This window comes from uncultured Arthrobacter sp., assembly GCF_947493765.1.
In the GTDB taxonomy this organism is placed as follows: Bacteria; Actinomycetota; Actinomycetes; order Actinomycetales; family Micrococcaceae; genus Arthrobacter_D.
This window is the reverse complement of sequence record NZ_CANLSZ010000008.1, coordinates 58,542-76,918: the sequence shown is the minus strand read 5'-3', so window position 1 is coordinate 76,918 and position 18,377 is coordinate 58,542. Positions and strand designations below refer to the sequence as shown.

Here is an 18,377-nt window from a genome sequence, read left to right as displayed (position 1 = left end):
CGAAACCCCCGGAGCGGAACTCCCCGATGAGTTCTCCCGCCAGTGTAGGGTGCGGGCCCGGCGGAACGCCGGAGGGCCCGTACCGCTGGTCGCGATACGGGCCCTCCGGGTGTCACCGGCGCGCGCCGGTGTCGGGTGGTGCTGGTGCTACTTCAGGATCTTCGTGACACGTCCCGAACCGACGGTGCGGCCGCCTTCGCGGATCGCGAAGCCGAGACCGTCTTCCATGGCGATCGGCTGGATCAGCTCGACCGTCATCTCGGTGTTGTCGCCCGGCATGACCATCTCGGTGCCCTCGGGCAGCGTGATGACACCGGTGACGTCCGTGGTGCGGAAGTAGAACTGGGGCCGGTAGTTCGAGTAGAACGGGTTGTGACGCCCGCCCTCGTCCTTCGCCAGGATGTAGACGTTGGCCTCGAAGTCGGTGTGCGGGGTGATGGAGCCCGGCTTCACGATGACCTGTCCACGCTCCACGTCCTCACGCTTGATACCGCGCAGGAGCAGGCCACAGTTCTCGCCGGCCCAGGCCTCGTCGAGCTGCTTGTGGAACATCTCGATGCCGGTGACCGTGGTCTTCTGGACCGGACGGATACCGACGATCTCGACCTCGGAGTTGATGGCGAGGGTTCCACGCTCGGCGCGGCCCGTGACGACGGTTCCACGACCGGTGATCGTGAAGACGTCCTCGACCGGCATCAGGAAGGGCTTGTCCCTGTCACGCACCGGATCGGGAACGCTCTCGTCGACGGCTTCCATCAGGTCCTCGACCGACTTGACCCACTCGGCGTCGCCCTCCAGGGCCTTCAGACCGGAGACGCGTACCACGGGGGCATCGTCACCCTCGAAGCCCTGCGAGCTGAGCAGCTCACGGACCTCCATCTCGACCAGGTCCAGGAGCTCCTCGTCGTCGACCATGTCGGACTTGTTCAGTGCGACCAGCAGGTAGGGGACGCCGACCTGACGGGCGAGCAGCACGTGCTCGCGGGTCTGGGCCATGGGTCCGTCCGTCGCGGCGACGACCAGGATGGCCCCGTCCATCTGCGCGGCACCGGTGATCATGTTCTTGATGTAGTCGGCGTGACCGGGGGCGTCCACGTGGGCGTAGTGACGCTTCTCGGTCTGGTACTCGACGTGCGAGATGTTGATGGTGATGCCGCGCTGCTTCTCCTCGGGGGCCGAGTCGATCGACGCGAAATCACGCTTCTCGTTGAGAGTGGGGTACTTGTCGTACAGCACCTTGGAAATGGCAGCCGTCAACGTGGTCTTCCCATGGTCTACGTGACCGATGGTACCGATGTTAACGTGCGGCTTAGTCCGCTCGAACTTTGCCTTCGCCACGGGTTCCTCCTAGAACGTTTCAGATTTGCTTCCCAGCCGCGCTTTTCGCGACCGAAACTGTTGCAAGTCTACTGGGGGCTTTTGATTTTGATGAAACTGAACTGCACTGCCGGTCCGGTCGGACCGGGTGGGGGGTCAGGGCCTGCATGCCCTCGGGCAGACCCGGCACCGACCTCCCGCTTCCCGTCTCCGGGCTGGCTACTACTCGCCGCGCGTCTTCTGGATGATCTCGTCGGCGACTGCCCGCGGGACCTCCGAGTAGCTGTCGAACTTCATGGAGTAGACGGCGCGGCCCTGGGTCTTCGACCGCAGGTCCCCGATGTAGCCGAACATGCCGGAGAGGGGCACATGGGCGGTGATGACCTTCACACCGCTCGCGTCCTCCATGGACTGCATCTGGCCACGTCGCGAGTTGATGTCGCCGATGACCTCACCCATGTACTCCTCGGGGGTGCGGACCTCGACCTCCATCAGCGGCTCGAGCAGCACGGGCTTCGCCATCCGCGCGGCTTCCTTGAAGGCCATGCGTCCGGCGATCTTGAACGCCATCTCCGAGGAGTCGACATCGTGGTACGCACCGTCGAGGAGCGTCGCCTTGATGCCCACCACCGGATACCCTGCCAGCACGCCGTCGTTCAGCGCGTCCTGGATGCCGGCATCCACGCTCGGGATGTACTCGCGGGGAACGCGGCCACCGGTGACCTTGTTCTCGAACGAGTAGAGCACGCCCTCCTCGACCTCCATCGGTTCGATGGCGATCTGGATCTTGGCGAACTGGCCGGAGCCACCCGTCTGCTTCTTGTGGGTGTAGTCGTGCTTGGCCACCGTGGACTTGATGGTCTCGCGGTAGGCGACCTGGGGCTTGCCCACGTTCGCCTCGACGCGGAACTCGCGCCGCATGCGGTCCACCAGGATGTCCAGGTGCAGCTCGCCCATGCCCGCGATGATCGTCTGGCCGGTGTCCTCGTTGAGGGACACCTGGAACGTGGGGTCCTCGGCCGAGAGCTTCTGGATGGCCGTGGACAGCTTCTCCTGGTCGCCCTTGGTCTTCGGCTCGATGGCCACCGAGATCACCGGCTCGGGGAAGCTCATGGACTCGAGCACGATCTGGTTGCCCGCATCCGAGAGCGTGTCTCCCGTGGTGGTGTCCTTCAGGCCGATCGCCGCGTAGATGTGCCCTGCCGAGGCGTCGTCGACGGGGATCTCCTTGTTGGCGTGCATCTGGAAGAGCTTCCCGATGCGCTCCTTCTTGTTCTTGGTCGAGTTGACCAGCTGCGTCCCGGAGGTGATGTGCCCGGAGTAGACGCGGATGAACGTCAGCTGCCCGAAGAACGGGTGCGTGGCGACCTTGAACGCGAGGGCCGAGAACGGCTCCTCCGTCGACGGAGCGCGCGTGAGCTCGATCTCCTCGTTCCGCGGGTCGTGCCCGACCATCGGCGGCACGTTCAGGGGCGAGGGGAGGTAGTCGATGACGGCGTCGAGCATCGGCTGGACCCCGCGGTTCTTAAAGGCGGAGCCGCAGAGAACCGGGTAGAGCTCGGAGTTGACCGTCATCTTGCGGATGCCGGCCTTCAGCTCCTCGATGGAGATCTCCTCGCCCTCGAGGTACTTGTCCATGAGCTCGTCGGACGCTTCCGCGACGGTCTCCACGAGGGTGGCACGGTACTGCTCGGCCTTCTCCTTGAGATCGTCGGGGATCTCCTGGATCTCGTACTTGGCGCCCATGGTCACGTCGCCCTTGGAATCGCCGGGCCAGACCAGCGCGCGCATGTAGAGCAGGTCCACGACGCCGATGAAGTCGTTCTCGGCCCCGATGGGGAGCTGCAGCACGAGCGGCTTCGCGCCGAGGCGGCTGACGATGGTGTCCACCGTGTAGTAGAAGTCCGCGCCCAGCTTGTCCATCTTGTTGACGAAGCAGATGCGGGGCACCTCGTACTTGTCGGCCTGGCGCCAGACGGTCTCGGACTGCGGCTCGACACCCTCCTTGCCGTCGAAGACGGCGACGGCGCCGTCGAGGACGCGCAGTGAGCGCTCAACCTCGACCGTGAAGTCCACGTGGCCGGGGGTGTCGATGATGTTGATCTGGTTGTTCTCCCAGAAGCAGGTCACGGCGGCAGACGTGATCGTGATGCCGCGTTCCTTCTCCTGCTCCATCCAATCGGTGGTCGAGGCGCCGTCGTGCGTCTCGCCGATCTTGTGGTTGACACCCGTGTAGAACAGGATGCGCTCGGTCGTTGTCGTCTTGCCGGCATCGATGTGGGCCATGATGCCGATGTTGCGGACCTTGTTGAGGTCGGTAAGCACGTCCTGTGCCACGGTGTCTCCCTTTTTACGAAGATGGAGTTCTGCCGGTCGCCCGGCCGGACCGCCCCGATCGGGGTGATGGTCCGGCCGACAGCGGTGTTACCAGCGGTAGTGTGCGAAGGCCTTGTTCGACTCGGCCATCTTGTGCGTGTCCTCGCGGCGCTTCACTGCGGCACCGAGGCCGTTGGACGCGTCGAGGATCTCGTTCTGCAGGCGCTCCGTCATGGTCTTCTCGCGACGGGCCTTGGAGTAGCCGACGAGCCAGCGCAGCGCCAGGGCGGTGGACCGTCCCGGCTTCACCTCGACGGGCACCTGGTAGGTGGCGCCACCGACGCGCCGCGAACGGACCTCGAGGGTCGGCTTGACGTTGTCCATGGCCTTCTTCAGCGCGGCGACCGGATCTCCGCCGGACTTGGCACGGGCACCCTCGAGTGCGCCGTAGACGATCCGCTCCGCGGTCGACTTCTTGCCGTCCACGAGCACCTTGTTGATCAGCTGCGTGACCAGGGGTGAACCGTAGACGGGATCCAGGACGAGCGGCCGCTTGGGGGCCGGACCCTTGCGAGGCATATTACTTCTTCTCCATCTTCGCTCCGTAGCGGCTGCGAGCCTGCTTGCGGTTCTTCACACCCTGCGTGTCCAGCGCGCCGCGGACGATCTTGTAGCGGACGCCGGGCAGGTCCTTCACGCGACCACCACGGACGAGCACGATGGAGTGCTCCTGCAGGTTGTGGCCCACTCCGGGGATGTAGGCCGTGACCTCGACGCCGCCGTTGAGCCGCACGCGGGCCACCTTGCGGAGGGCCGAGTTCGGCTTCTTCGGGGTGGTCGTGTAGACGCGGGTGCAGACGCCGCGCTTCATGGGGCTGCCCTTCAGGGCGGGGGCCTTGGTCTTGACGACCTTGGGTGTCCGGCCCTTACGGACCAGCTGTTGAATAGTTGGCACTTCTGATTTCTCCGTAATGTCTAGAGATGGTGGCCGTCGTTTGCGCCAGGCCCACAGGCCGGAGCCGTTCGCTTCGGTCGGTAGGCGTGAAAAAATGTGGCATTCGTTGTACACGATACGTACAACGCGGAGATGCACCCATGACGGCGCCGATCCTCTGCCACACAAACAATTACCCCTACCATACCAGAGGTCGGCAGGCACACCCGAACGGGGTCGGGTCGGGGCCCTGGGACGGGTGAGTCCCGCACACCCGGCAGGCGTGCGGGACTCACCGGGGATCCGCTCAGCGGAACTCGGACCCCATGTCGTAGTCGTCCAGCGGGATGGCGTGGAACTCGGGACTCAGCCCGCTCTCCACTCCGGCGTAGTCGAAGTCGCTGAAAGCGCTCGGACCGGTGAAGAGGTTGGCCTTCGCCTCCTCGGTGGGCTCGACCGTCACCTTGGTGTACCGGTCGAGACCGGTACCGGCGGGGATTAGCTTGCCGATGATGACGTTCTCCTTGAGACCCAGCAGCGGATCGCTCTTGCCTTCCATGGCAGCCTGCGTGAGGACACGCGTGGTCTCCTGGAAGGAAGCGGCCGACAGCCACGACTCCGTCGCGAGCGAGGCCTTGGTGATGCCCATGAGCTCGGGACGGCCCGAGGCCGGCTTCTTGCCCTCGGACACCACGCGCCGGTTCTCGTCCTCGAAGCGGCGACGCTCCGCGAGCTCACCCGGGAGCAGGTCCGATTCCCCGGACTCGATCACGGTGACCCGTCGCAGCATCTGCCGGACGATGACCTCCACGTGCTTGTCGTGGATGCCGACACCCTGGCTGCGGTACACGCGCTGCACCTCGTCGACCAGGAACTCCTGGGCCTTGCGGGGGCCGAGGATCCGCAGGATCTGCTTCGGGTCCACCGCACCGAAGACGAGCTGCTGCCCGACCTCCACGTGGTCGCCGTCGGACACCAGGAGGCGTGCGCGCCGCAGGACCGGGTACGCGATCTCCTCGGAGCCGTCGTCGGGGGTGACCACCAGGCGGAGCTGCTTCTCGGCATCCTCCACCGTGACCCGCCCTGCGACCTCGGAGATCGGTGCCACACCCTTGGGGGTGCGGGCCTCGAAGAGCTCCTGGATACGGGGCAGACCCTGGGTGATGTCCTCCGCCGAGGCGATACCACCCGTGTGGAAGGTACGCATCGTCAGCTGGGTCCCCGGCTCACCGATGGACTGCGCCGCGATGATGCCGACCGCCTCGCCGATGTCCACCGTCTTGCCCGTCGCGAGCGACCGGCCGTAGCAGAGGGCACAGGTTCCCACGCTGGACTCGCAGGTGAGCACGGAGCGGACCTTGATCTCCGCGATGCCCGCCTCGAACAGCTGGTCGATGAGCACGTCCCCGACGTCGGAGCCCGCAGGAGCGAGCACCGTTCCCTCCGAGTCGACGACGTCGGTGGCCAGGGTGCGCGAGTAGGCCGAGTTCTCGACCTCCTCGTGCAGCACCAGCTCGCCGTCGGCGTTCGGCACGGCGATGGTGACCTTCAGGCCCCGCTCCGTACCGCAGTCGTCCTCGCGGACGATGACGTCCTGCGAGACGTCGACCAGGCGACGGGTGAGGTAGCCCGAGTTGGCGGTACGCAGCGCGGTGTCGGCAAGACCCTTGCGGGCACCGTGGGTCGCGATGAAGTACTCCAGGACCGACAGGCCCTCGCGGTACGAGGACTTGATCGGACGCGGGATGATCTCGCCCTTCGGGTTGGCCACCAGACCACGGATACCGGCGATCTGCCGGACCTGCAGCCAGTTGCCTCGCGCTCCGGAGGACACCATGCGGTTGATGGTGTTGTCCTTCGGCATGGCCTCGCGCATGGAGGCGGCCACCTCGTTGGTCGCCCTGTTCCAGATGTCGATGAGCTCCTGGCGGCGCTCCTCGTCGGCGATCAGGCCCTTGTCGAACTGCGACTGGACCTTGGCGGCCTGCGTCTCGTAGCCCTCCATGATGCCGGCCTTGTTGATCGGCGCCGAGATGTCCGAGATGGCGACGGTGACGCCCGAGCGGGTGGCCCAGTAGAAACCGGCATCCTTCAGGTTGTCGAGGGTCGCCGCCGTGACGACCTTCGGGTAGCGCTCCGCGAGATCGTTGACGATCGTGGAGAGCTGCCCCTTGTCCGCGACCTTCTCCACCCACGGGTAGTCGTCGGGGAGGGTGTCGTTGAAGAGCACCTGCCCGAGCGAGGTCTCGATGAGCGCCGGAGCACCCGGCTCCCAGCCCTCGGGCGCCGCGATGTCGGAACTCGGCACGAACGTGGTCACACGGATGCGCACGATCGAGTTGAGGTGCAGCTCACCGGCGTCGTAGGCCATGACGGCCTCGGCCGGGCTCGTGAAGACCCGACCCTCGCCGGCACTGCCCTCGCGCTTCGTGGTGAGGTGGTGCAGCCCGATGATCATGTCCTGCGAGGGCAGGGTGACGGGGCGACCGTCCGAGGGCTTGAGGATGTTGTTCGAGGAGAGCATCAGGATGCGCGCCTCGGCCTGGGCCTCGGGACTCAGCGGCAGGTGCACTGCCATCTGGTCGCCGTCGAAGTCGGCGTTGAACGCGGCACAGACCAGCGGGTGGAGCTGGAGGGCCTTGCCTTCGACGAGCTGCGGCTCGAACGCCTGGATGCCGAGCCGGTGCAGGGTGGGGGCACGGTTCAGCAGCACGGGGTGCTCGGTGATGATCTCCTCGAGGACGTCCCACACCTGGGGGCGGTAGCGCTCGACCATGCGCTTGGCACTCTTGATGTTCTGCGCGTGGTTGAGATCCACGAGCCGCTTCATGACGAACGGCTTGAAGAGTTCCAGCGCCATCTGCTTGGGCAGACCGCACTGGTGCAGCTTCAGCTGCGGGCCGACGACGATGACCGAACGGCCCGAGTAGTCCACGCGCTTGCCGAGCAGGTTCTGGCGGAACCGGCCCTGCTTGCCCTTGAGCATGTCGGAGAGGGACTTCAGGGGTCGGTTGCCCGGTCCGGTGACCGGACGTCCGCGACGACCGTTGTCGAACAGCGAGTCGACGGCCTCCTGGAGCATGCGCTTCTCGTTGTTGACGATGATCTCGGGAGCCCCGAGATCGAGCAGGCGCTTGAGCCGGTTGTTCCGGTTGATCACGCGACGGTAGAGGTCGTTGAGATCGGACGTGGCGAACCGGCCGCCGTCGAGCTGCACCATGGGGCGGAGCTCCGGCGGGATCACCGGTACGGCGTCCAGCACCATGCCCAGGGGACTGTTGGTGGTGGTCAGGAACGCGTTGACGACCTTCAGACGCTTCAGGGCGCGCGTCTTGCGCTGGCCCTTGCCGTTCTGGATGATGTCGCGCAGCATCTCGGCCTCGGCCGGCATGTCGAAGTTCTCGAGGCGCTTCTTGATCGCCTCGGCACCCATGGAGCCCTCGAAGTACAGGCCGTAGCGGTCCCGCAGCTCACGGTAGAGACCCTCGTCACCCTCGAGGTCGGCGACCTTCAGGGTCTTGAAGCGCTCCCACACCTGCACGAGCCGCTCGATGTCGGCGTCGGCACGCTTGCGCACGTTGGCCATCTGGCGGTCCGCGGAGTCGCGGGCCTTCTTCTTGTCCGCTGCCTTGGCGCCCTCGCCCTCGAGGCGAGCGAGCTCGTCCTCGAGATCCTTGGCGATGTCGGCGATGTCGGAGTCGCGCTGGTCCGTCATCTGCTTCTTCTCGAGGTCGTGCTCGGCCTGGAGGTTCGGCAGTTCGGCGTGGCGGTTCTCGTCGTCGACCGACGTGATCATGTAGGCGGCGAAGTAGATGACCTTCTCGAGGTCCTTCGGCGCGAGGTCCAGCAGGTAGCCCAGGCGTGAGGGAACACCCTTGAAGTACCAGATGTGGGTCACGGGAGCGGCGAGCTCGATGTGTCCCATGCGCTCACGGCGCACCTTGGCGCGGGTGACCTCGACGCCGCAGCGCTCGCAGATGATGCCCTTGAAGCGCACGCGCTTGTACTTGCCGCAGTAGCACTCCCAGTCGCGGGAAGGGCCGAAGATCTTCTCGCAGAAGAGGCCGTCCTTCTCGGGCTTGAGCGTGCGGTAGTTGATGGTTTCCGGCTTCTTGACCTCGCCGTAGGACCAGCCACGGATTTCGTCCGCGGTGGCAAGGCCGATTCGCATGAGGCCGAAGGAGGATTCGCTGGACATAGGGTCCCTGTTCTCTCTTTGTTCTCTAAATTCGTGAAGTCTTGGGGGGTGCGGCGGAAAGTCAGGTGCGCACCGGTTCGGGGAGGTGCCCGGAGGAAGGCGGCTTTAATATTTCAAGGCCGTCCGCGGCCGCCAGAAATTTCGTTGCCGCCGTTCCGGGCACCGGACCGAACCGGTACGGAAACCTACACTTCCTCGACAGAACTCGGCTCGGCCCGTGAGAGGTCGATGCCCAGCTCCTCCGCGGCCCGGAAGACTTCTTCATCCGAGTCACGCATTTCAATCGTGGTGCCGTCGGTGGAGAGGACTTCCACGTTCAGGCACAGCGACTGCATTTCCTTGATGAGCACCTTGAAGGACTCGGGGACACCCGGCTCGGGGATGTTCTCGCCCTTGACGATGGCCTCGTACACCTTGACGCGTCCGTGGATGTCGTCCGACTTGATGGTCAGGAGCTCCTGCAGCGTGTACGCCGCTCCGTAGGCCTCCAGGGCCCAGACCTCCATCTCACCGAAGCGCTGCCCGCCGAACTGCGCCTTGCCGCCCAGGGGCTGCTGGGTGATCATCGAGTACGGCCCGGTGGAACGCGCGTGGATCTTGTCGTCCACCAGGTGGTGGAGCTTCAGGATGTACATGTAGCCCACGGAGATCGGGTCCGGGAACGGCTCGCCGGAGCGGCCGTCGAACATGCGTGCCTTGCCGGTCTCGCCGATCAGGCGGTCCCCGTCGCGGGTCACGTTCGTGGAGCCGAGCAGGCCGACGATCTCGTCCTCGGTGGCGCCGTCGAACACGGGTGTCGCCACGGTGGTCGTCGCGATCTCCCGGGGGAGGTTCGGCAGGTTGCGGACCCACTCCGGCTCGCCCTCGATCTTCCAGCCCTGCTTGGCCGCCCACCCGAGGTGGATCTCGAGGACCTGGCCGACGTTCATCCGGCCCGGCACGCCGAGGGGGTTCAGGACGATGTCCACGGGGGTCCCGTCCTCGAGGAACGGCATGTCCTCGATGGGCAGGATCTTGGAGATGACGCCCTTGTTGCCGTGGCGGCCCGCCAGCTTGTCACCGTCGGTGATCTTGCGCTTCTGTGCCACGTAGACGCGCACCAGCTGGTTGACGCCCGGGGGCAGCTCGTCGTCGTTGTCGCGATCGAAGATCCGTACGCCGATGACCGTTCCGGACTCGCCGTGGGGGACCTTCAGCGAGGTGTCGCGGACCTCGCGGCTCTTCTCGCCGAAGATGGCGCGGAGGAGCCGCTCCTCGGGGGTCAGCTCCGTCTCGCCCTTGGGCGTGACACGCCCGACGAGGATGTCGCCGGCCTCGACCTCGGCACCGATGTAGATGATGCCGCGCTCGTCGAGCGCCCCGAGGACCTCCTCGGAGACGTTCGGGATGTCACGCGTGATCTCCTCGGCACCGAGCTTGGTGTCGCGGGCATCCACCTCGTGCTCCTCGATGTGGATCGAGGTCAGGACGTCGTCGGAGACGATCCGCTGCGACAGGATGATCGCGTCCTCGAAGTTGTGACCCTCCCAGGACATGAACGCGACGAGCATGTTCTTGCCGAGCGCGAGCTCCCCCTGGTCCGTGGACGGACCGTCGGCGATGATCGTGTTGTACTCGACGCGGTCGCCGTCGGAGACCAGGACGCGCTGGTTGTACGCGTTGCCCTGGTTCGAGCGGGCGAACTTCATGATCGGGTAGTTCGTCTCCGTGCCGTCGTCGTTGAGCACGCTGACGAGATCGGCCGAGACCTCCTTGACCACACCCGCCTTCGTCGCGGTGACCGCGTCACCGGCGTCGACGGCCGCGTTCTTCTCCATGCCGGTGCCCACGAGGGGACGCTCGGAACGGAGCAGCGGCACGGCCTGGCGCTGCATGTTCGCTCCCATGAGGGCGCGGTTGGCGTCGTCGTGCTCCAGGAACGGGATCATCGCGGTCGCGACGGACACCATCTGGCGCGGGGAGACGTCCATGTACTCGACCTCGCCGGGCTCGACGAGCACGGGTTCGCCGGAACCACCGCGGGTACGGACGAGGACCATGTCCTCCGTGAAGGTGTTCTTCTCGTTCAGCGGTGCGTTCGCCTGGGCGATGAGCCGCTCCACCTCGTCGTCGGCCGTGAGGTAGTCGATCTGGTCGGTGACGACGCCGTCGACGACCTTGCGGTACGGCGTCTCGATGAAGCCGAACGCGTTGATGCGGCCGTAGGAGGCCAGGGAGCCGATCAGGCCGATGTTCGGGCCCTCGGGGGTCTCGATGGGGCACATGCGGCCGTAGTGCGAGGGGTGGACGTCGCGGACCTCCATGCCCGCGCGGTCACGGGACAGGCCACCCGGGCCCAGCGCGGAGAGACGCCGCTTGTGCGTCAGGCCGGCCAGCGGGTTGTTCTGGTCCATGAACTGCGAGAGCTGGGACGTTCCGAAGAACTCCTTGATCGCGGCCACGACGGGGCGGATGTTGATCAGCGTCTGCGGCGTGATGGCCTCGACGTCCTGGGTGGTCATGCGCTCGCGGACGACGCGCTCCATCCGGGACAGGCCGGTGCGCACCTGGTTCTCGATGAGCTCGCCGACGGCGCGGATGCGGCGGTTGCCGAAGTGGTCGATGTCGTCGACCTCGACACGGAGATCGACGTCGCCGCCGTCGCGCTTGCCGCCGAGGGTCGTGTCGCCCGCGTGCAGGGCCACGAGGAACTTGATCATCGCGACGATGTCGTCGATGTTCAGGACCGACGCGTCGGGATCGGTCAGCGCCTTGTCGATGCCGAGCTTCCGGTTGATCTTGTACCGGCCGACCTTCGCGAGGTCGTAGCGCTTCGGGTTGAAGTAGAGGTTGTCGAGCAGCGTCTGCGCCGCCTCGACCGTGGGGGGCTCCCCCGGGCGGAGCTTGCGGTAGATGTCGAGGAGTGCGTCCTCGCGGGTCTCCGTGGCGTCCTTCTCCATGGTGGCGCGGATGGAGTCGTACTGCCCGAACTCCTCGAGGATCTGGCCCTCGGTCCAGCCGAGTGCCTTCAGGAGCACGGTGACCGACTGCTTGCGCTTGCGGTCGAGGCGGACACCCACCTGGTCGCGCTTGTCGATCTCGAGCTCGAACCAGGCACCGCGCGAGGGGATGATCTTCGCGCTGAAGATGTCCTTGTCACTGGTCTTGTCCGCGGTGCGCTCGAAGTACGCTCCGGGCGACCGGACGAGCTGCGACACGACGACACGCTCGGTGCCGTTGATGACGAAGGTGCCCTTGTCCGTCATGAGGGGGAAGTCGCCCATGAACACGGTCTGCTGCTTGATCTCACCCGTGTTGTTGTTCATGAACTCGGCCTTGACGTACAGCGGTGCCGAGTAGGTCGCGTCGCGGTCCTTGCACTCGGCCATCGTGTACTTGGGGTCGGCGAACTCGGGCTCGGAGAAGCTCAGGGACATGGTGCCCTGGAAGTCCTCGATCGGGGAGATCTCCTCGAAGATGTCGGCCAGCCCGGAGGTTGTCGCGATGCCCTGGATCCCGTTCTCGAGGGCTTCCTCGACCCGGGCCTTCCAGTGCTCGTTGCCGATCAGCCAGTCGAAGCTGTCCGTCTGGAGCGCGAGGAGATTGGGGACATCAAGCGGTTCGTGAATCTTTGCGAATGAGAGCCGTGGTGCGGCGCCGTCGGCGTCGACCTGGCTGGGAGCGGTTGCATTATTAGAGGTGCTCGAGGCGACCAAGAGGGATCCTTCCACAGACCGTCAGGCTTGTCAGCGCTTCCGCCTCGGCACCGCCACCGCAGGATGCTGCAGGGATCTCAGTGCCCACCGATATCTGTCCGCGTGGATCCCAACCAGGTGGCCAGATCGAACGACGAGAGCAGAGCAAAGCCCACCGCTATATGAAGGCTGAGGTTCAGAGGGAAGACGCAAGGATCCACACTACGGGACGAACGGCGGGAAGTCCAATAACCTGTATCCGCTGCGGCGTCAAGCCCGGCGCTCCCCCGCAATGGCGCGTCCCCCGCGGGAACGGCCTACCCGCGGACCGGCTCCGGTAGCGGGCCGGTGCTGATGTCGCCGCGGAGCCGCTTGACGATCAGCTCCGCGCTGATGAGGCACATGGGGATGCCGATGCCCGGCACGGTCGAGCTTCCCGCGTACAGCAGATTCTCCACCCTGGCGCTCCGGTTCGAGCCGCGGAAGAAGGCGCTCTGCCGCAGGATGTGCGCCGGGCCCAGGGAGGTGCCCCGCCATGCGTTGAGGTCCTCGGCGAAGTCCTGGGGGCCATAGCTGCGGCGTACCACCACGCGCTCGGCGAGATCGGGGATGCCGGCCCACGCGGAGATCTGGCCGATCACCTCGTCGGCGAGCGCCTCGACCCGCGCGTCCCCCCCGCGCTCCACGCCGCCCCTGCCGATCCCCACGTCCGCCGGGATCGGCACGAGCACGAAGACGTTCTCGTGGCCCTCCGGTGCCACCGAGGGATCGGTGGCGCTGGGACGGCACACGTAGAGCGACGCCGGTGACGGGACGGAGGTCTCCCTGCCGAAGATCCTGCCGAAGTTCTCGCGCCAGTCCGTGGTGAACAGCAGGGTGTGGTGCTCGAGCTGCGGCAGCCCGCCCCGCACCCCGAGGTAGAGCAGGAGCGCGCTCGGACCCGGCACGCGCTTCTGCCAGTACTTCTCCGGATAGGTCTGCAGGTCCCCGGGCAGCAGTGTGGTCTCCGTGTGATGGAGGTCAGCCGCGGAGACCACGAGATCGGCCGGGACGGAGGACTCCCGGTCCCCCGTCCGGTAGCGGACACCGCGGACCGATGCCGTCCGGCGGTCCAGGGGTGATCTCCCGGGAGTGCGCGCGTCGGTGTCGATCGAGACGACGTCGGCCCCGGTCCGGATCTCCACGCCGGCCTCGACCGCGACGCGGCGCATCGCTGCGATGAGCGTGGTGAACCCGCCTATCGGGTAGAGCACGCCGTCGTCGAGGTCCAGGTGGCTCATGAGGTGGTACATGCTCGGCGCGTCGAACGGGGAACTGCCGAGGAAGACCGCGGGGTAGCCGAGGATCTGCCGGATCCGGGGGTCCGTGAAGCGCCTGGCGACGAAGGAGTGCAGGGACTGCAGGAGCAGGGCGCCGATCCGTGGGAGCCGCCTGAGCACGTCCGCCCTGAGGAACGGCACGAAGGATTCGAAGGTGGAGTAGAGGAAACGCTTCTTGGCCATCTCGTAGGCGTCCTCGGCCGAGTCGAGATACCGCGAGAGCTGCTCGCCCGCCCCGGCCTCCATCGACTCGAAGAGCTTCGTGACGGCCTCGCGGTCGGCCGGCACGTCCACGGTGTCGAGCCCGTCCTCGAAGACCACCCGGTAGCCGGGATCCAGTTTCCGGAGGTCGAGCTGCTCGGACGCACTCGTGCCCATCAACTTGAAGAAGTGGTCGATCACCTCGGGCATCAGGTACCACGACGGCCCCGTGTCGAAGCGGAAGCCGTCCTGCTCCCACGACCCCGCGCGGCCACCGACCTCGTCCCGCTTCTCCAGCAGGGTCACCCGGTGGCCCTCCCGCGCCAGCAGGGCCGCGGTGGCGAGGCCACCGATCCCGGCGCCGATCACCACGACCTCCTGCGCACCCGCCCGGACCTGCCCGCTCTGCTCTGACGTCATGCCGTCCTCTCCTGCGCGGCGAGTTCCGGTACCGCGCGACCGGTGAAGGCTTTCGCCATGATGCGGAGCTTGACCGGGTTGGGCACCCGGATCCTCGCCCTGAGGAGCTCCTCGGCGGGGGTACGCCGCAGTCTGGTGGCGAGCTCGGCGAACAGACCCTGGGCGAGGGAGACCGCACGGCGCGCGTTCGCGGGCAGCCCTGGCAGCGCGGCGGCGGAGATCCGCAGGTCCTCGTCGATGTCGTCCAGCAGGCGGAGCTTGTCCGCCTCGGAGAAGCTCCCGGGGCTGATGCCGGGGAAGTAGCTGCGCCCGAGGACGGAGAAGTCCTCGGCCAGGTCGCGCAGGAAGTTGATCTTCTGGAAGGCCGCGCCCAGGTGCCGGGCACCGTCGGAGAGGACGGCGTCCTGGCGGTCGGTCACGCGCCGTCCCACCAGGAAGGCCCGCAGGCACATCAGGCCGACGACTTCGGCGGACCCGTAGACGTACAGCTCGAAGGACTCCTGGGTGTGCTCGTTCCGGACGATGTCCGCGCGCATCGAGGCGAAGAAGGGCTGCGTGAGCTCGGTGCCGATACCCGTGGTGCGTGCCGTCACGGCGAACGCGTGGACCACGAGGTTGGTGCTGTAACCGGTGCGCAGCGCCGTCTCGGTGTCGCGCTCGAGGTCGTCGAGGAGGCGGGCGACGTCGTCCGGCGTGAGGCCGGCCCCGGCCGCCGCGCCGTCGACGATCTCGTCCGCGATGCGCACGAGCGCGTACACCGCCTCGATGTGTCCCCGGGTGGTCCGGTCCAGGATGCGCGAGGCCATCCCGAAGGACGTGGAGTAGCAACGGATGACCTCCGCGGAGGTCTTCAGGGCGGCAGCACTGTAGCGCTGCAGCGAGTCGTCGATACCCACTCAGTGCACCCTGTCGACGACGGCGGACACCACGGGATCGAGGACCGTACGCAGGGCGGGCGGCACGGCGTCGGACTCGAGGTGCGTGCGGGCTCGTGCCGCGTAGTCGGCGGCCAGGTCCGCCGAGTAGTCCCTGGCGCCGGAGTCCACGAGGATGCGCCGCACGTAGTCGGCGTCCGCCGCGGACATGGCCGGGTTGCCGACGAGGGACGAGATGCTCTCCCACTCGGGGCGCGTGGACACGAAGGACATCAGCGCCGTGCGCTTGCCCTCGCGGAGGTCTCCCCAGTTCGTCTTGCCCGTGCGGGTCTCGTTCCCGAAGACCCCGAGGATGTCGTCGGCCACCTGGTAGGCGATCCCGGCGTCCCGGCCGAAGTCACCCAGCCGGGTGATGACGTCCTCCTCCGCACCCGCGAGCACCGCTCCGGCCTGCAGCGGGCCCTCGAAGGAGTAGACCGAGGTCTTCAGGCGTGCCATGTGGACGATGTCCTCGAGGGGCGGGACGGCGGTGTCGAAGGAGGTCTCGATGTCGAGGAACTCCCCCGCCGCCGAGGCGAACACCGCTTCGTCGAGGATCTCTCCCAGCCGGCGCCGGATCCCGGCCGTGGTCTCCACCCGCTCCAGCAGGCGGTGGGCATTGGACAGCGCGAGATCGCCGGCGATGACTCCCGCGGAGAATCCGACATGCCGCGCTTCCCCGGGGCTCAGGCCGGCCTTCTCGGCGATCATGCGGTACCGGCCGGACACGTTCGGGATCCCACGGCGGACGAAGTCCCTGTCGATGACGTCGTCGTGCACGATCAGGGCGGTGTGGAGCAGCTCGAACGCGGCGCCGACCTCGGCCGCGTTGCCGACGTCGGACCCGCCGAGCATCTGGTGGGCGGACATCACCAGGCGGGGGCGGAAGCGCTTCCCGCCTGCGGTGCACTGCTCCAGGGTCTCCCACAGGCCGTGGTATCCGGGACTGATCCTGACCGCGCGCTGCTTGGACTCCTCGAAGAACCGCCCGAGTGCACTCTCGACCTGCTCCAGCCCGGCGGGCTCGACCAGCAGAGTGTCCATGTCCATAGGTAAAGTAAACAACGGATAGGGCGCCCCTGACGAAACGTCGGGCGGTGGTAGCCGGACCACTCGACCGTGCCACGACGACCCACCCGGGCGGACGATCAGCGAGCAGATCAGCGAGAAGGTGTCACGATGGCGAGCGGAGCAGGAACCATGGAACTGGGTGCGACCGAGGGGCCCGGGGGCGCGGAGGTGGTGGTGCTGCTCGCCGAGGACGGGACCCCGATCGGCACCCAGGACAAGGCGACGGTACACACGAGCGAGACGCCCCTCCACCTGGCCTTCTCCACCCACGTCTTCGACGACACCGGGCGGATCCTCGTGACACGCCGGGCCCTGGACAAGAAGGCCTGGCCGGGCGTCTGGACCAATTCGTTCTGTGGGCACCCTGCCCCCGGCGAGACCTTCGAGGACGCCGTGCGGCGCCGCGCCGCGCAGGAGCTCGGCTTCACGGTCCGCGACATCCGACCGGCGCTGCCCGACTTCAGGTACCGCGCCGTCGACGCCTCGGGGATCGTCGAGAACGAGATCTGCCCGGTCTACACCGCGATCGCCGAGACCCCGGTGGATCCGCTGCCCGCCGAGGTCATGGACCTCCACTGGGTGCACCCGGCCGATCTCGTCCCGGCCGTCACGAGCACGCCGTGGGCCTTCAGCCCGTGGCTCACGCTCCAGCTGCCGTTGCTGTACCCGCAGGGCGCCGACGGACCGGGTCCGCGGGACGCCTCCTGAGCTCCAGCGGCGGCACGGCCACGGAACCCCTAGTCTGATAGCACCATTCGACGACGAAAGAGAGTTCCGCCATGGCAACACCCACGCCATCCCCCGACGACGTCGTGATCGTCGGAGGCGCCCGCACTCCGCTCGGGCGGCTCAACGGACAGCTGGCCTCCTTCACCGCCGTGGAACTGGGCGCGCGGGCCGTCACAGGTGCGCTGGAGCGCTCGGGCGTGGAGGCCGGAGCGGTCGACGCCGTCATCATGGGGCACGTGGTCCAGGCCGGTTGCGGCCAGAATCCCGCCCGGCAGACCGCCGTCGAGGCGGGGATCCCCTGGAACGTCCCGGCGGTCACCCTGAACAAGGTCTGCCTGTCCGGCCTCACCGCCGTGATCGACGCCGCCCGGCTGATCCGCAGCGGTGAGGCACGCGTGGTCGTGGCCGGCGGCCAGGAGTCCATGACGCGCGGGCCGCACCTGCTGCCCGGCTCACGCCAGGGATGGAACTACGGCTCCATCCAGGCACTCGATTCCGTGGCCCACGACGGCCTCACCGACGCCTTCGACCACGACTCCATGGGAGCCTCGACCGAGCGCGGGAACGTCCGGCTCGAGATCGACCGCACCGCACAGGATTCGGTGGCCGCCGCGTCGCACCGGCGCGCGGCCGAGGCCACCGAGAACGGCGTCCTCGGTGAGGAGATCGTCCCGGTCACGGTGAAGCAGCGGAAGGGTGACGACATCGTCCTCACCGCCGACGAGGGGATCCGCCCGACGACCACCGTCGAGTCGCTCGCCAGGCTGCGACCGGCCTTCAACCCGGACGGTGCGATCACCGCGGGCAATTCCTCCCCGCTCTCGGACGGCGCCGCGGCTCTGGTGGTCACCACACGCGCCTACGCCGAGGAGAAGGACCTCCGGGTGCTGGCCGTCCTCGGGCAACCAGGCCAGGTGGCCGGACCCGACAATTCACTGCACTCCCAGCCGTCGGAAGCCATCAAGCACGCCCTCGCTCGCGCGGACTGGCTCGTGGGAGATCTCGACTTCATCGAGATCAACGAGGCCTTCGGCTCGGTGGCATGCCAGTCGCTGAAGGACCTCGACTACCCGCTGGAGCAGTGCAACCTCCACGGCGGAGCCATCGCCCTGGGACACCCGATAGGCGCCTCGGGTGCCCGGCTCGCGCTCCACGCCGCCATGGAGCTCTCCCGCCGCGGGAGCGGACGATCGGCCGTGAGCCTCTGCGGCGGCGGAGGTCAGGGTGAGGCACTGCTGCTCTGGCGCTGAGCGGAACACCGCCGAACCGGCTCCGGACGTGGAA

Annotated in this window: 11 protein-coding genes; 2 read left to right on the top strand and 9 right to left on the bottom strand. The window is 67.1% G+C overall.

Annotated features, from left to right (window positions below; translation table 11 throughout):
- Positions 1–147: 147 nt before the first annotated feature.
- The 9 genes from tuf to Q0747_RS11710 form a co-directional block, all read right to left on the bottom strand.
- Positions 148–1,338 carry an elongation factor Tu gene (tuf, locus tag Q0747_RS11750; RefSeq protein WP_298254848.1) on the bottom strand — a complete coding sequence of 397 codons (1,191 nt, stop codon included), beginning with the start codon at positions 1,336–1,338 and terminating at the stop codon, positions 148–150.
- Positions 1,339–1,539: 201 nt separating this feature from the next.
- Positions 1,540–3,654 (bottom strand): elongation factor G, encoded by a 2,115-nt coding sequence (gene fusA, locus Q0747_RS11745; RefSeq protein ID WP_298254846.1) that lies wholly within the window; start codon positions 3,652–3,654, stop codon positions 1,540–1,542.
- Between the two features lie 87 nt (positions 3,655–3,741).
- Entirely contained in the window at positions 3,742–4,212 is a 471-nt protein-coding gene (rpsG, locus tag Q0747_RS11740) for a 30S ribosomal protein S7 (protein WP_087076905.1), read from the bottom strand.
- A gap of 1 nt (position 4,213) precedes the next feature.
- A complete protein-coding gene (gene rpsL, locus Q0747_RS11735; RefSeq protein WP_136454006.1) occupies positions 4,214–4,588 on the bottom strand; it encodes a 30S ribosomal protein S12 in 375 nt (124 codons plus the stop codon).
- A gap of 286 nt (positions 4,589–4,874) precedes the next feature.
- On the bottom strand, positions 4,875–8,765 hold the full coding sequence (locus tag Q0747_RS11730) for a DNA-directed RNA polymerase subunit beta' (protein ID WP_298254841.1): 3,891 nt from the start codon (positions 8,763–8,765) through the stop codon (positions 4,875–4,877).
- Positions 8,766–8,950: 185 nt separating this feature from the next.
- A complete protein-coding gene (rpoB, locus tag Q0747_RS11725) occupies positions 8,951–12,460 on the bottom strand; it encodes a DNA-directed RNA polymerase subunit beta (RefSeq protein ID WP_298254839.1) in 3,510 nt (1,169 codons plus the stop codon).
- A 296-nt stretch (positions 12,461–12,756) separates the two neighbouring features.
- A complete protein-coding gene (locus tag Q0747_RS11720) occupies positions 12,757–14,379 on the bottom strand; it encodes a phytoene desaturase (protein ID WP_298254836.1) in 1,623 nt (540 codons plus the stop codon).
- Positions 14,376–15,275 carry a phytoene/squalene synthase family protein gene (locus tag Q0747_RS11715; RefSeq protein WP_298254834.1) on the bottom strand — a complete coding sequence of 300 codons (900 nt, stop codon included), beginning with the start codon at positions 15,273–15,275 and terminating at the stop codon, positions 14,376–14,378. Before Q0747_RS11715 ends, Q0747_RS11720 begins: the two co-directional genes overlap by 4 nt.
- Positions 15,276–16,337, bottom strand: coding sequence for a polyprenyl synthetase family protein (locus Q0747_RS11710; RefSeq protein WP_298254832.1), 1,062 nt, complete (start codon positions 16,335–16,337; stop codon positions 15,276–15,278).
- Between the two features lie 135 nt (positions 16,338–16,472).
- Between Q0747_RS11710 and idi the strand changes: the two genes are divergently transcribed.
- On the top strand, positions 16,473–17,072 hold the full coding sequence (gene idi, locus Q0747_RS11705) for an isopentenyl-diphosphate Delta-isomerase (RefSeq protein ID WP_298254830.1): 600 nt from the start codon (positions 16,473–16,475) through the stop codon (positions 17,070–17,072).
- 71 nt (positions 17,073–17,143) lie between these two features.
- Positions 17,144–18,343, top strand: a complete 1,200-nt coding sequence (locus tag Q0747_RS11700) for an acetyl-CoA C-acetyltransferase (RefSeq protein WP_298254828.1) — start codon at positions 17,144–17,146, stop codon at positions 18,341–18,343.
- Positions 18,344–18,377: the final 34 nt, after the last annotated feature.